Source organism: Labilibaculum sp. DW002 (assembly GCF_029029525.1).
In the GTDB taxonomy this organism is placed as follows: domain Bacteria; phylum Bacteroidota; class Bacteroidia; order Bacteroidales; family Marinifilaceae; genus Paralabilibaculum; species Paralabilibaculum antarcticum.
In genome coordinates, this window is record NZ_JAKJSC010000001.1 from 2,850,002 (window position 1) to 2,864,138 (window position 14,137).

General features: G+C 35.1%; 11 protein-coding genes. 8 read left to right on the plus strand and 3 right to left on the minus strand.

What is annotated here, in order from left to right:
• Positions 1-21: 21 nt before the first annotated feature.
• The 5 genes from gndA to L3049_RS11345 all read left to right on the plus strand — a co-directional run bounded on the left by gndA (position 22) and on the right by L3049_RS11345 (position 5,812).
• A complete protein-coding gene (gene gndA / locus L3049_RS11325) occupies positions 22-1,905 on the plus strand; it encodes an NADP-dependent phosphogluconate dehydrogenase (RefSeq protein WP_275109920.1) in 1,884 nt (627 codons plus the stop codon).
• Between the two features lie 37 nt (positions 1,906-1,942).
• The gene (locus L3049_RS11330; protein ID WP_275109921.1) at positions 1,943-3,217 is read left to right on the plus strand and encodes an Nramp family divalent metal transporter; all 1,275 of its coding nucleotides are present in this window, start codon (positions 1,943-1,945) and stop codon (positions 3,215-3,217) included.
• Positions 3,218-3,326: 109 nt separating this feature from the next.
• Positions 3,327-4,094: an SDR family NAD(P)-dependent oxidoreductase gene (locus tag L3049_RS11335; RefSeq protein WP_275109922.1), complete on the plus strand. Its 768-nt coding sequence runs from the start codon at positions 3,327-3,329 to the stop codon at positions 4,092-4,094.
• A gap of 80 nt (positions 4,095-4,174) precedes the next feature.
• Positions 4,175-4,609 (plus strand): RbsD/FucU family protein, encoded by a 435-nt coding sequence (locus L3049_RS11340; RefSeq protein ID WP_275109923.1) that lies wholly within the window; start codon positions 4,175-4,177, stop codon positions 4,607-4,609.
• Positions 4,610-4,708: 99 nt separating this feature from the next.
• Positions 4,709-5,812 (plus strand): polysaccharide lyase family 7 protein, encoded by a 1,104-nt coding sequence (locus L3049_RS11345; protein ID WP_275109924.1) that lies wholly within the window; start codon positions 4,709-4,711, stop codon positions 5,810-5,812.
• Positions 5,813-5,899: 87 nt separating this feature from the next.
• Here L3049_RS11345 and hemN read toward each other — a convergent pair whose 3' ends face one another.
• Complete coding sequence (hemN, locus tag L3049_RS11350; RefSeq protein WP_275109925.1) at positions 5,900-7,264, minus strand: oxygen-independent coproporphyrinogen III oxidase; 1,365 nt, start codon at positions 7,262-7,264, stop codon at positions 5,900-5,902.
• 184 nt (positions 7,265-7,448) lie between these two features.
• On the opposite strand from hemN, the gene buk reads away from it, so the two are divergent.
• A complete protein-coding gene (gene buk / locus L3049_RS11355) occupies positions 7,449-8,522 on the plus strand; it encodes a butyrate kinase (protein ID WP_275109926.1) in 1,074 nt (357 codons plus the stop codon).
• Between the two features lie 133 nt (positions 8,523-8,655).
• Positions 8,656-11,028 carry a PAS domain S-box protein gene (locus L3049_RS11360; RefSeq protein ID WP_275109927.1) on the plus strand — a complete coding sequence of 791 codons (2,373 nt, stop codon included), beginning with the start codon at positions 8,656-8,658 and terminating at the stop codon, positions 11,026-11,028.
• An 11-nt stretch (positions 11,029-11,039) separates the two neighbouring features.
• Here L3049_RS11360 and L3049_RS11365 read toward each other — a convergent pair whose 3' ends face one another.
• Complete coding sequence (locus L3049_RS11365; protein WP_275109928.1) at positions 11,040-11,696, minus strand: lysophospholipid acyltransferase family protein; 657 nt, start codon at positions 11,694-11,696, stop codon at positions 11,040-11,042.
• Between the two features lie 614 nt (positions 11,697-12,310).
• Between L3049_RS11365 and L3049_RS11370 the strand changes: the two genes are divergently transcribed.
• A complete protein-coding gene (locus L3049_RS11370) occupies positions 12,311-12,862 on the plus strand; it encodes an outer membrane beta-barrel protein (RefSeq protein WP_275109929.1) in 552 nt (183 codons plus the stop codon).
• Positions 12,863-13,057: 195 nt separating this feature from the next.
• Here the strand turns inward: L3049_RS11370 and trpS are convergent, their stop codons facing one another.
• Positions 13,058-14,047: a tryptophan--tRNA ligase gene (gene trpS, locus L3049_RS11375; protein WP_275109930.1), complete on the minus strand. Its 990-nt coding sequence runs from the start codon at positions 14,045-14,047 to the stop codon at positions 13,058-13,060.
• Between the last annotated feature and the right edge of the window lie 90 nt (positions 14,048-14,137).

Here is a 14,137-nt window from a genome sequence, read left to right on the forward strand (position 1 = left end):
CTCGCATACTAAAAATACAATATGAATTTGAACAAAGTAATCTTTTTAATGGGTGTTTCGGGCTGCGGAAAGAGCACAATAGGCGAGTTGTTATCTGAAGAACTTAGAATTCCATTTTTTGACGGTGACGATTATCATCCCCAAGCAAACATCAAAAAAATGAGCGATGGAATACCCTTGAATGACGAAGACAGATACGATTGGCTAGTCACACTAAATAAGCTAGCTAAAAATCAATTGCAAAATAACAGTTGTGTAATCGTATGTTCAGCCTTAAAAGAAAGCTACAGAAAGATTTTAAGTAGAGATATTCCGAATCAGGTTAAATGGGTTCATTTAGAAGGAAGTTTCGATCAAATTTTTGAGCGACTAAACAGTAGAGAAAATCACTTTATGTCCTCAGATTTATTGCAATCGCAGTTCGATACTTTAGAGCAACCAAAGAATGCTTTAGTTGTAAATATTGGTTTAAAACCACAAGAAATTGTTGAAAAAATCACAAAGAAGATAAAGATGAAATCAGAATTTGGCTTATTTGGTTTAGGTGTTATGGGTAAGAGTTTAAGTAGAAACTTAGCTCAAAAAGGATTTACCATTTCACTTTTTAATCGTGAACTAAAGGGAACAGAAGAAAATGTAGCAATCGATTTTAAGAGTGCTCATAAAGAACTTGAGTCCGCAAAAGCATTTTCAGATATCGAAGCATTCGTAAACTCCTTGCAAACGCCAAGAAGAATTATGCTAATGGTAAATGCCGGTAATATTACGGATATGGTTATCGAAGATTTGATTCCTTATTTATCTGATGGTGATGTTTTGATTGATGGTGGTAATTCCAATTATTTAAAAACGAAAGAACGCTACGATTATTTAAAAGCTAAAAATATCCACTTTATCGGTGTTGGTGTTTCGGGAGGAGAAGAAGGAGCACTTAAAGGACCGTCAATTATGCCGGGAGGTAATAAAGAAATTTATAATCTGGTAAAACCTTATTTGGACAGCATTGCCGCTAAGGATAGAAACAACTTACCTTGCTGTACTTACATTGGCGAAGAAGGCAGCGGGCATTTTGTAAAAATGGTTCACAATGGTATTGAATATGTAGAGATGCAATTGTTGGCTGAAGTGTATACCATGCTAAAACATTTAGGGAATAATCCAGATGAAATTGCGGATATTTTAGAATCATTTACGTGCAAAGCCAATAGTTACTTGTTAGGAATTACTGTTGATATTCTTAGAAAAAAAGATGGTGATGACTGGTTGGTAAATAAAATAGTTGACAAAGCAGGAAATAAAGGTACTGGAAATTGGACTACTATTGCAACGGCACAATTGGGAGCTCCAAGTACACTAATTGCTTCGGCATTATTTGCTCGATACACCTCTTTCTATAAAGAAGAACGACTTGAGGCAAGCAATAACTTCAGGAGTAATCCATCAGCGATTAATCTGAATATCGAAGATGTTCTAAATGCTTATCAGTTTGCTCGAATTGTAAATCATTATCAAGGTCTTAAATTAATTTCCGAAGCTGGAAAAGCTTATAATTGGCAGTTAAACTTAAGCGAAATAGCTAGAATCTGGACAAATGGCTGCATTATTAAATCTGATTTAATAATGGACTTGATACCCGTCTTAAAAGAAGATGATAATATTTTAACATCTAAAACAATTATTGATCAAGTCAAATCATTAAAACCATCAATCAACAAAGTAGTGTCAGAGTGTATTTTAAATGAGCTAGCAATTCCTTGTTTAAGTGAATCGGTAAACTTTTTTAATGGGTACACAGCAGCATATTCAGCTGCAAATTTAATACAAGCACAACGCGATTATTTCGGAGCACATACCTATCAACGAACCGATGATGCTTCCGGAAAGTTTCACCACACCAATTGGTAGTAATAACTAACAGATAACCCAACTAAACCTTTAAATCATGCCAGAACCTCAAAAGAATAAATCATTTCTAAAAAGAATAATTGCGATAATTTTAAGTTTTGGACCCGGAATTTTTGCTATTGGATATACCATTGGAACAGGAAGTGTTACCTCTATGATTGTTGCCGGAAGTACGTATGGAATGCAATTATTATGGGTTTTACTGATCAGTTGTCTTTTTTCAGGAGTACTAATGTTTGCCTATGGTAATTACGCTTTAATATCTGGCGAAACAGCTTTGTATGGCTTTAAAAAACACATTAAAGGAGGAAGAGTCTTAGCCATTTTAATAATTATTGGGATATCCTTTGGTCAATGGAACTCTTTAATGGGGATATTGGGCATTTCAGCCAATATGTTATACGAAATTCTAGCAATGAATTTTGATGGATTAGCTCCTTACAAATATGAAACTGTACTTATCATTGCCATCGTAGTAATTGCTATTTTTTATGGTTTAATGATGGTTGGTAAATATTCTTTCTTCGAGAAAATCTTAGTCATTTTTGTAACGCTAATGGGACTTTCTTTTATTTTTTCTCTGTTCTTTGTTTTCCCACTTCCTGCTGATATTGTTAAAGGATTAATACCAACCATACCTGATGTTCCCGGGGGTAAAATGATGACAGCGGCATTTGTTGGCACAACTATGGCTGCAGCTACATTTTTATCAAGACCTCTTTTTGTAAAGGGTAAAGGATGGACAATTGAGAACTTAAAAGATCAAAAAAAGGATTCTATTGTTGCCGCTATCTTAGTATTCGTAATTAGTGGTTCGGTTATGGCGGTTGCCTGTGGTGCATTGTATTATCAAGGAAAGCCTGTAACTCAAGTATTGGATATGGCAAATACCCTAGAGCCAATTGCTGGAAATTTCGCAGTAACTATTTTCTTTTTTGGAACTTTAAGTGCTGGTCTTTCATCGATTTTTCCTTGCTTGCTAATCGCACCTTTGTTAATTGCAGATTATCAGTCTGGTGAATTAGATACTAGTTCTCGACAGTTTAAGATTATCACTTTTATAGCCTGTTTAGTTGCATTAATTGTACCTGTTTTTGGTGCAAATCCGATTGAAATGCAAATTTTATCTCAAGTTTTTAATGTATTCGTTTTGCCAATTGTAGTTCTTGGAATCATCTTAATGATCAATAATAAAAAGGTAATGAAAAACTACAAAACAAGTATTTGGGTAAACATTGGTTTGTTTTCGGCATTGTTCTTTTCATGTGTCATATCCTACACGGGTATTCTAGGGATAATAGAAGCATTATAATCTATTTAATCACTATAATTCAGATCATTACGTAAGAATAATAGAAAGTCGACTATACCGACAAGTAAAAATTTTACCATAACTATTAACTCAATAAATTTAAGATATCATGGATAATAATAAACTAACTGGCAAAAATGTACTAATCACCGCCGGTGCTCAAGGTATTGGAGAATCAATCACCAAACACTTTATTGATTGTGGTGCCCATGTTGCCATCCACTATTTTTCCAGTGCTGATACCGCAAACCAATTGGTAGAATACGCAACAAGCAAAGGACAAAAAGCGATTGCTATAAGTGGTGATTTAACAAAGGAAGACGATGCAAATGCATTGGTCGAAAAAACAGTAGAAGCATTTGGTGGTCTGGATATTCTAATCAATAACGCAGGTTCGCTTGTTGCTCGTAAAATGTTGAGTGAAATGGAAGCTGAATTCTGGCACAAGGTAATGGATATCAACCTTACATCGATGATGTTCGTAACGCGAGCAGCATCTCCTTATTTAGCAAAAAATGACAACAGCAGTATTGTCAATTTGGCATCACTTGCTGGCCGTAAAGGTGGCCACCCAGGTTCACTGGTTTACTCTACCAGCAAAGGAGCGATCCTAACCTTTACACGAGCACTTGCTTCAGAACTGGGACCTCAAGGCACAAGAGTTAATGCCGTAGCTCCAGGTCTTATTCTTGGAACCTCATTTCACAACACGCATACAACAAAAGAATCAGCAGCGGAAACAACGGCTGGCATTCCAATTCAACGAGCAGGTAATGCAGATGATGTAGCCCGAGCAGTTTTGTATCTGGCATCTGAATACGATGGTTTTATTACTGGTGCTACTCTCGACATCAATGGTGGTGTTTACAATATGTAGTTAGTCATTAAAAAATAGAAAGCACAAGGAACTATTTAGCTTCTTGTGTTTTGTTCCAATTCAATTTTCAAGAATATTCTATGCTTAAAACTCCAATAATACACCCAACAATTATGGAAGCGCTTGCGCGTTCAGGCCATTTTGCACAAGTTGTTATTGCAGATGGTAATTTACCCGTTGGTGCCATGACAGGCCCCAACTCCACCACCGTACACCTCAATTTTCGTCCGGGACTATTGGATGCTCTCACAGTTCTTGAAGGAATACTGGAAGTCTGTCCTGTTCAAGGTGCAATTGTTATGGAAAAACCTGCTGAAGCCAACGCAGAAATACACAATGCTTATAAAAAATTACTTGGAGACGTAAGTTGGGATACGATGGAGCGTTGGGATTTCTATGACAAAATTAGAGAACCTGCCACCACATTAATTATTCAAACAGGAGAACAGCGTCGCTTCGCTAATTTGATCCTTACTATCGGCGTAGTAAAAATGGCTGAAGAAAGTGACTTTTAGTATTCGGAAGTTCATTTTTAGATTAGCTTGAAACGAACAAACGCTAATGTCTATCATTAAAAATTTAGAAAAGATTTTTGAAACTAAACAATTAAAAAAATGAATAATAAAATTAGTATATCATTATCAAGCTTCATGATCCTTAGTGTTTTTCTAGTACTAAGTAGCTGTTCCAATACCGCTAAAAAATCAAATAAAAAAGAAGCTCAGGAAACCATTTTTGCTAGTGATGTTACTCCATTTTTCGATGAATGGAAATTGATTTTAGGTGATGGTTCAAATGTCGGTCATGCCAATGATTTTGAGCATAAGGACTTCTTTTATACTGCAAGTGATGGCGAAACTAACTGGGTGGTTTATAAAACACCCAATGCAGGAAATACGCATGGAACATCTAACAATACAAGAACCGAATTGGCGCAAGTAAAAAAATGGTACCCCGAAACTGCTAATGATAAATTGACTGCTACACTCAAAGTGATGAATGTTTCAACTACTGGTGATGCTCGAGTAGCAGCATCTTACGCTGTAGTTATTGGTCAGATTCATAGTGCCGATGGACATGAGAATGAACCGCTTAAAATATTTTACAAGAAATTCCCTGGGCATACCAAAGGTTCAGTTTTTTGGGATTATGAAATCAATACTGCGGGTGATGACAATTCTGGAAGATGGGATTATTCAACAGCTGTTTGGGGATATGACTTATCTGTTGTCGGGTCTGGAGAAAATACCTACCCAGAAGAACCTAAAGATGGTATTGTATTAGGTGAAGAATTCACTTATGAAATAGTGGTTAAGGATGGTATTATGAGCTTAAAATTTACAAGTGAAGGTCATGAAAGCAAATCATTCACAAAAAATATAATTGCTTCAGAATATGCTACAAAGGCTGATATTCCTAAACAAACTCAAGCATTATTTTTCCCAATTGGTCAAGACGGTGTGGAACGCGAAATTGCCTACACTGGTGAAGGATGTTTCTTTAAACTTGGCTGTTACAATCAAACCAATGGGAAATCTCCTGAAGTTAATAAGAACTGGTGTTCGGGTGCTGAAACACATGGCGGTGATGTTCAAAAACAATATGAAGATGGAAACTATGCTGAAGTTTGGTTTAAAACAGCAAGTATCTCTGTAAGTGATGCTGCCGTGTCAAATGAAGGTTATTTCACTAAAAATGATTTCTTGTACAAGAAATAAATAGGTAAGATTTTGTTTTTAATGCTATAAAAAATCCGCTAATCATTTACGACTAGCGGATTTTTCTATCTTATCAGTATTTAATATCTATATTGCTTTCGAGAACATATTCCCTTCTCCACTTTTCGAGTAGCGCAGTTTGTTATCGAATGGTTTGGCTATGTTTCTTAAGAAAATCATACCTAAATCGGTCACCACAAGTTTATCATCGGTTAATACAATGATTCCCTCATCGTGCATCACTTGCAGTTCTGCCTTAATTCCTGTTGGTAAATATTTTTTCAATTCCCCTTCAAAAGAAAGCTCTCTACGGCAAGTAATATCCAATATTGCCTGTTTTACGATTAAATCCTCATCAGTCAAAAAATATCCTTTTACAAGGTCTAATTCGCCCTTTGCACAAGCTTTCTCATACAAATTTATCTCCTTCGGATTTTGTGAATAAGCATACTTCGCGTCAGAAATAGATGAAGCACCCAAACCAATTAACAATTCGGTATGAGAAGTATTGTATCCCATAAAATTACGGTGCAGTCGATTAGCTTCACGAGCAATAAACAATTCATCATGTGGCAAAGAAAAATGATCCATTCCCACATCATCGTAACCCAATTCAGCCAATTTTTCTTTTCCTAACTCATACAATTCACGTTTTTCTGCACTATCAGGAATATCCGCGTCGGTAAACATTCGTTGTCCTTTTGTTTTCCATGGCACATGAGCGTACGAATAGTATGCAATTCGGTCCGGTTTCAATTCCGATACTTTTTCAAAAGTATCATTAATCGAGCTCAATTCTTGCTTTGGCAAACCATAAATCAAATCGAAATTTACCGAATGATAGCCAATCTCTCTTGCTGCAATGGTAACTTCTTTAACCGTTTCAAAACTTTGCTTACGATTAATCACCCTCTGTACCTCTGGATCAAAATCCTGAACGCCATAGCTCACTCTTCTAAATCCAACGTCGTATAATGCTTGTAAATGATCTCTTGTGGTATTGTTAGGATGCCCTTCGAAACTGAACTCGTGCTCAGGATGAAGTTTTGCATTTTCTTTAATTCCATTAATCAGTCTTTTTAGGTTTTCAGGGCTGAAAAATGTTGGCGTTCCACCTCCCAAATGCAACTCTCTCAAAATTGGTTGCTCTTTAAAAGTGTTCAGATAAATTTGCCATTCTTGCAAAACAGCATCAATGTATTGCTCTTCTACTCCATGATTACGCGTAATCACTTTTGTACAAGCACAGTAAGTGCAAAGTCGTTCGCAATACGGTAAGTGTACGTAAACACTAATTCCTTTTGCCTCATTCGATTCATCAAATGTTCTTTTTACCACCTTCAACCACTGTTTTACATCTGGTCGCTCATTTCCCCAAAACGGAACTGTTGGATAACTAGTGTACCTTGGTACTGGCACATTATATTTGTTGATTAATGATTCTCTGTCCATATCGAATTTTCCTTAACGGATTAATACCATACAAAGATATCTTTTTTTAGCATATATCATTCTCATTACTAATTCTAGGTACAAGATTCAATTGGTTTGATATTCTAAACTTTATTTAAAAACCATATGTTTCAAGCTGAAAAACTTTTTGTATTTTCAAGTCTCTAAAACAAATGAAGCACCTATGAATTCTAAACAAATAGTGATCGTTATTAACCCAGGATCAACATCTACAAAAGTCGCATTATACAATAGATCAGAACTTGTTTCTGAACATATTATTCGCCATTCGCAGATTGATTTAGATCAATTCTCGAAAGTTACCGACCAATTTGATTACCGATATGCAGTTGTAGAAGCTGGATTAGACAAAATGCTATCTGAAAAAGATCTTGAAATTGTTGGAATCGTTGGCCGAGGTGGAATTGTGAAACCACTAGATGGCGGAACCTATCGCATTAATGAACAATTTCTACACGATGCCAAAAATGGAACTTATGGCGATCATGCATCGAATTTGGGTAGCATGTTAGCCAACAAATTAGCAACTTATTACAAGTTAAACGAAAGCTATACGGTAGATCCTGTTTCAGCAGGTAATATTGTAGAAAAGGCGGTTTTATCGGGCGTTCCAAGCATTCAACGCAACCGAAGAGGCCATCCATTAAACATGAAAATGACTGCTCGCAAGATCGCAAAGCAACAAAGTATCCATTTTAATGATGCAAAATATGTGATTGCGCATTTGGGTGGCGGAATTTCAATTGCTGCTGTGGATGGTGGTAAAATTGTTGATGTAAACGATGCTCTTATGGGAATGGGTCCCTTCTCCCCTAACCGAGCTGGCGCATTGCCGAGTCGTGGAGTTATGGATTTGTGTTACTCCATGCCAAGAAATGAGGTTGAAAGTTTGTTAAGTAAAAACAGTGGGCTAAAAGCCTATTTGGGTGTTGATGATTTACGTGATGTTTTTACCCTAATTGATGGTGGAAATAAAAAAGCACAATTGGTTTACGATGCTTTTGTATACCAAATTGCAAAAGAAATTGGTGCTTACCATGTTGCCCTAAAATGCATGGCGAATGGAGTTATCATAACCGGAGGCATTGCCTATTCGGATCGATTTATTTCAGATCTGAAAGAATATGTAAAAGACCTAACCAATTTCTTTGTTTATCCTGGAGAAAATGAAATGGAAGCCCTTGCCGAAGGTGCTTTTAGGGTAATTGATGGTAAGGAAGTTGCATTAGAATATTAATTAAACTTAAACTCGCTACTTAAAATCAATCAACATACGCAAAATCAGACTCAAAATTGACTCGATTATTTTTCATCCGACACCTATTTTGCTATATTTAAAGAAAGAATACCAAGCCCTAATGCAATAACCTATGACTATGCAGAACCAAACGAAATCTGAATTGTACAAATCTCTTGTTTTAAACTCTGGAGATGCCATGTTTTTGTTTGATCAAAAGGGTAAAATTGTTGAAGCAAATAATTCTGCTTGTACGGGATTAAATTACAAAAAAGAGGATCTACTAAACCTCTCTGTGCCTGACATTAACCCTGAATTTCAATCACCAGATGTAATAGCAGATTTTTTTAGGAAGCTAGTAATTGAGAAGTATGTAAAACTATTCTCCAAACATCAACGAAAAGATGGACATGTATTTCCCGTTGAAATGAGCCTTTCATTACTAGAGGAAAATGGGGAACATCTTGTGCTTGGCATTGCTCGAGACATCACTGAACATGAAGAAGACAAAGCAAATCTTTTTTCTTACATCGATACCTTAGAGAAAATTCATCACATACTAGAGCAAGCTAAAGACATTGAAGAAATGCTTACGGATGTATTGAATTTGTTACAAGAAGTTTTTGAATCAGATCGAACTTTTCTTATTTCCTCGCAAGAGTTAAACGATCAATACAAAATTCGTCCTTTTGAAATCGTTCGTAAGCAAACCCAAAGGATTTTTACAAATCAAAATGAAGGTAACGCACTAACACACAGTCAAGAAATTCATGATAAAATTAAAGCAAACAAACTAGAGGTATTTTTATCGTCAAATTTCGAAGAAAACTCTTCTAACAATGTATATTCTGAGCTGATTACCCCAATGTTGAACATTGGAGTCAATCCATATTTTTTAGGTATTCATCAATGTTCTTATGACCGTAAATGGACAGAATTAGAACAAAAACTACTTCTCGATGTAAGCCGTAGGTTATCAGATGCAATCGTACGTTTGTTTAACGATCACACTTTACAGCAAAGTGAAGAAAAATACAAAACGCTTTACGATCATGCCCCATTAGGTTATCATTCTTTAGATACGAATGGAGATTTTGTTGATGTTAATAACACTTGGCTTAACCTATTGGGCTATGATAAAGAAGAGGTAATCGGCAAAAATTATGGCGATTTCCTTCATCCAGATTATCGTGATAATTTTGTGAAGAATTTTCCAACACTTAAGTCTCGAGGCTATGTACAAAATGTTCATTTTAAACTAAGACATAAAAATGGCAATTACATATACATCTCATTGGAAGGTTGCACAGGCTGCCATCCTGATGGTAGTTTTAAACAAACTTATTGTGTTATTCAAGACATTAGTGCTAGAATCAAAGCTGAAGAAGAATTAAAAGAAAGTGAAACTCGATTTAAAAACTTAGTACAATCTGTCCCAGTTCCATTAGGCTTATTAGATTCTAAAACCCTTGAAATAAAATACATCAACAACCGTTTCGTTGAAAAATTTGGTTACACAATTGAAGAAATACCAACAATAGAACGGTGGAATGAATTGGTTTACCCCGATTTAGAATATCGTGAATGGGTTGTTAACAATTGGAAAAATGCTCTTGAATATTGTATAAAATACAATACAGACATCCCAACCGATATTTACAAAATCAAATGTAAAAATGGTGATTATAAAGAAATGTCTGTCTCAGGAATTGTTCTTGGCGAAGATTTCTTAATAAATTTTGCAGATGTAACAGAGCAAAAAGAATATGAAAGAAAACTAAAACTTGCTCTAGAAAAGGCCGAAGAAAATGAAAAATTAAAAACAGCTTTCCTTGCAAACATGAGCCATGAGATTCGAACACCAATGAATGGTATCATGGGTTTTGCTGATTTATTGCAAACTCCACAACTTAGTGGTGAAAAGCATCAACGTTACGTTGATTTAATCATGAAAAGTGGAGATCGAATGTTGTCCACCATTAATGATATCATTGAAGTTTCAAAAATTGAAACCAAGCAAATCACACCAATTTATCATGAAACCAATATCAACGAAATCATTAAATATTATTACTCTTTTTTCCTCCCTGAAGCAGATATAAAAGGGATTATTCTAAATTATAAATTTGGTTTATCATCAAGTGAGGCCTTAATTTTACTAGATAAATCAATGTTGGATTCAATTTTAACCAACCTGATTAAAAATGCCATTAAGTATACCAATTCAGGAATGATTGATTTTGGCTATACTAAAAATGAGGATGAACTAGAATTCTATGTTAAAGATTCAGGTATTGGTATTCCCGAAGAGCAACAAAAAATCATATTTGAACGATTCAGACAAGTAGAGTTAGAAAGCACTAAAACAATTGAAGGATCAGGATTAGGATTATCTATAGCTAAAGCTTACACCGAATTATTGGGTGGAAAAATATGGATGGAATCAGAGGAAGGTGTTGGTTCACAATTCTACTTTACCATTCCATATCGATTAATGGAAAAATAAAATACCTATTATTATTCAATACCATATTTATCCTGCAAAGGCTTGTTAATTACGGCACGTAATTTTGCGGATAAAGCTTCTGCATCTTCCTTTTTCAAGCCAGTAGTTGGAATTATTGGGTGTATGATAACATCTGCAAATCCAGGACTGGCATTTCCTTTAAACATAGTTCCTCGTTGCAGTCTTTTCCAATTGGTCGTTTGTGTAATTGGCAAAATCGGAATTCCCATTTGAATAGCTATAGATACAGCTCCTGGTTTAAATTCACCCAAGTTTGGCGCATTTTGAGGAATCGTTCCTTCTGGCAATATTACCAATGGATTACCTTCCTTTATTACGTCCATCATTTTCTTAAAACTTTTCAATGCCCCTAGCCTATTGTGTCGATCCACTAAAATATTCATTCCAGAAGTATAAAAAATATGAAATAAGGGCCATTTTTCAATTTCCTGCTTACCTGTAAAAACAAAGTACTGCTCAAAAATAATGTACAAAGTTGCTGGATCGATAAAAGAACTATGATTAGAGCAAATCAAGAAAGGCTGATCAGTAATAATATTCTCTCTCCCCTTAACTCTCATAAATATTCCTGATCCGTAAAGCCAAACTTTTGCATATACTTTAATCACCTTAAAAGCTCTTGGGAATCGTTCCTTTTTCGATAGCAAAAACTTAAATATTGGGTAAAACAACATCAGTGTAAACGCAAAATAAAGGAAGAAATATACTTTGTATAAAAATCTGATTGGAAATATTAAAATATTCATTTTTTGAATCGTGATTTGATTTTGATTGTATGAATTATTGGACAAAAAGGTTTCACTGAATTTGCAAATTCTAAAATCCAACCTTTTACTAATTGATTCCAAAAATAAGATTTATTATTCTGATTCACCAAATCAAGTTCAAATTCTATGCTGTTAACTTCTTTTTAGGGTGATAATTGAATGATACCTGTACTTTTTAAGATTGCCCATATCTATTCGGCGAACAGATCCTTAAATACTTTAACTATACATAAACGCACTTTAAATACATAATAAAGTAAACAATAACATACAATCAACACATTGATCTGAGAAAATACTATGTGAAACACCAAAAGTGATATATTTCACATAAAAATCCTACTCCACATTACAACATATTCATAAAGCAAGCGTAATAATTGATCTAAACTACAAATAACAACATTCTGTATTGTATTTTATCTATTAACTAATACTATTAACTGCTTTAAGACTTATGTAATTCTTCCAGCATCCAATCAACTTATTAAACAATGAAAAAAACACTGATTATCTTTTTATTTTGCACTCTATTCTCGGGTATTTCTCATGCCCAATATGGTTCTTTTCGATCTTTCAGAATTGATTTAGGCGCTAGTTATGCAAATCCAAGTGGTGATGAACTAGATGCCGGTATTGGTTTTTATGCAAATCCAAAGTTTCATATGAATGATAATTTACTTTTAGGGGTAAAATATGAAACTACTGCAATTGGTGCAGCCGATGATGACTTTTTAGATGTCTCAACAATTGTATGCTATGCATCAACTATTGATTACTATGTTAGCAGTGATAATTTGCGACCTTTTGCAGGTTTAGATATTGGTATTTATGAACTAGGATCCATTAGTAGTACAATAATGAACAATACTATTGATATCGAATTAGGATCAAAATTTGGTATTGCTCCAAAAATCGGTATCAGCTTTGGGCATCTAGATTTTACACTACAACACAATATAATTTTTGACCAGAACGAACGTTTTAACGATTTCAACCACACATCTGTAAAATTAGGCTTCCATTTTGGTGGAGGAGAAAACTAAGGATTAGATGTATATACCGGTGCGCTAGGGTTCCGATAGCTATTGGAAGCAGTAATTACCCACAACTTATTACTTGTGAAGCAATTAATAAAACGAGGAGTGAAAATGAAAAGCCCGCCCCGCAAGGGAACGCTCTAAAAAGAAAATGCCACTCCGAAAGGAATGGCATTTTTTATATCTGTGTAAAGCTTATTCTTAAAACTTTCGAAATCCCATTAATCTTCTGGCTTCTTCCAGTGTTTTAGCAGCACTCTCACGTGCTTGCTCTGCACCTAAGCGAGTTACTCTTCTTAAGTACTCATCATCTTGAGAAATTTCCAGGAATCTCTCACGGATAGGAGCGTTGAAATTAATAATATCTTCAGCCAACTGCTTTTTCAAATCGCCATAGCGAATTTCACAATTGTTGTATTTGTCGTTGAAGAAATCGTAAGTATCTTTTGTTGAAACAACATCCATCAAAGTAAAAAGGTTTTGAATGGCTTCTGGCTTTTCCTGATTCATTTCAGTAGGACCACTATCAGAAACAGCTTTCATTACTTTTTTACGAAGGGTTTTAGGATCTTCAATTAAACCAATTGCATTACCTTCTGATTTACCCATTTTTCCTGAACCATCAAGACCTGGAATTTTAATAAATTCTCCGGTAAATGAATAGGGTTGTGGAATAGGGAATAAATCTTCACCGTAAGTGTTATTAAATCTCTTGGCGAATTTACGAGCCATTTCAAGGTTCTGCTCCTGATCTTTTCCAACAGGAACTTGTTTAGCTCTGTGAATTAGAATATCGGCAGCCATTAAAACAGGGTAAGTTAACAAACCTGCATTTACATTTTCAGGATGCTTACGTGCCTTATCTTTAAAAGATGTTGTACGCTCCAATTCACCAAGGTAAGCATTCATATTCATCAAAAGATACAATTCTGTAATCTCAGGTACATCGCTCTGAACATAGATACAAGCCTTTTCAGGATCGATACCACAAGCCAGATATTCAGCCAATACGTTTCTTACATTAGTGTGAAGATCGGCAGGATTTGGATGAGTAGTCAGGGAATGCCAGTCTGCAATAAAGAAAAAGCAATTGTTGTCATTCTGCATTTGCACAAAGTTCTTTATGGCACCGAAATAGTTCCCCAGGTGCAAATTACCTGTTGATCGGATTCCGCTTACTACTGTATTCATGATCTGATTTGTTAATAGCTCACAATTTGAGCCGTTTATACTTAAAAAAATTATCTCGCAAAATTATGAAACGAAACTGATAAATGAAAT

Coding starts and splice junctions, on each gene's coding strand:
- trpS (WP_275109930.1), bottom strand. CDS start 14,047: ATGAATACAGTAGTAAGCGGAATCCGATCAACAGGTAATTTGCACCTG.
- gndA (WP_275109920.1), top strand. CDS start 22: ATGAATTTGAACAAAGTAATCTTTTTAATGGGTGTTTCGGGCTGCGGA.
- hemN (WP_275109925.1), bottom strand. CDS start 7,264: ATGGACAGAGAATCATTAATCAACAAATATAATGTGCCAGTACCAAGG.
- L3049_RS11330 (WP_275109921.1), top strand. CDS start 1,943: ATGCCAGAACCTCAAAAGAATAAATCATTTCTAAAAAGAATAATTGCG.
- L3049_RS11335 (WP_275109922.1), top strand. CDS start 3,327: ATGGATAATAATAAACTAACTGGCAAAAATGTACTAATCACCGCCGGT.
- L3049_RS11340 (WP_275109923.1), top strand. CDS start 4,175: ATGCTTAAAACTCCAATAATACACCCAACAATTATGGAAGCGCTTGCG.
- L3049_RS11370 (WP_275109929.1), top strand. CDS start 12,311: ATGAAAAAAACACTGATTATCTTTTTATTTTGCACTCTATTCTCGGGT.
- buk (WP_275109926.1), top strand. CDS start 7,449: ATGAATTCTAAACAAATAGTGATCGTTATTAACCCAGGATCAACATCT.
- L3049_RS11360 (WP_275109927.1), top strand. CDS start 8,656: ATGACTATGCAGAACCAAACGAAATCTGAATTGTACAAATCTCTTGTT.
- L3049_RS11345 (WP_275109924.1), top strand. CDS start 4,709: ATGAATAATAAAATTAGTATATCATTATCAAGCTTCATGATCCTTAGT.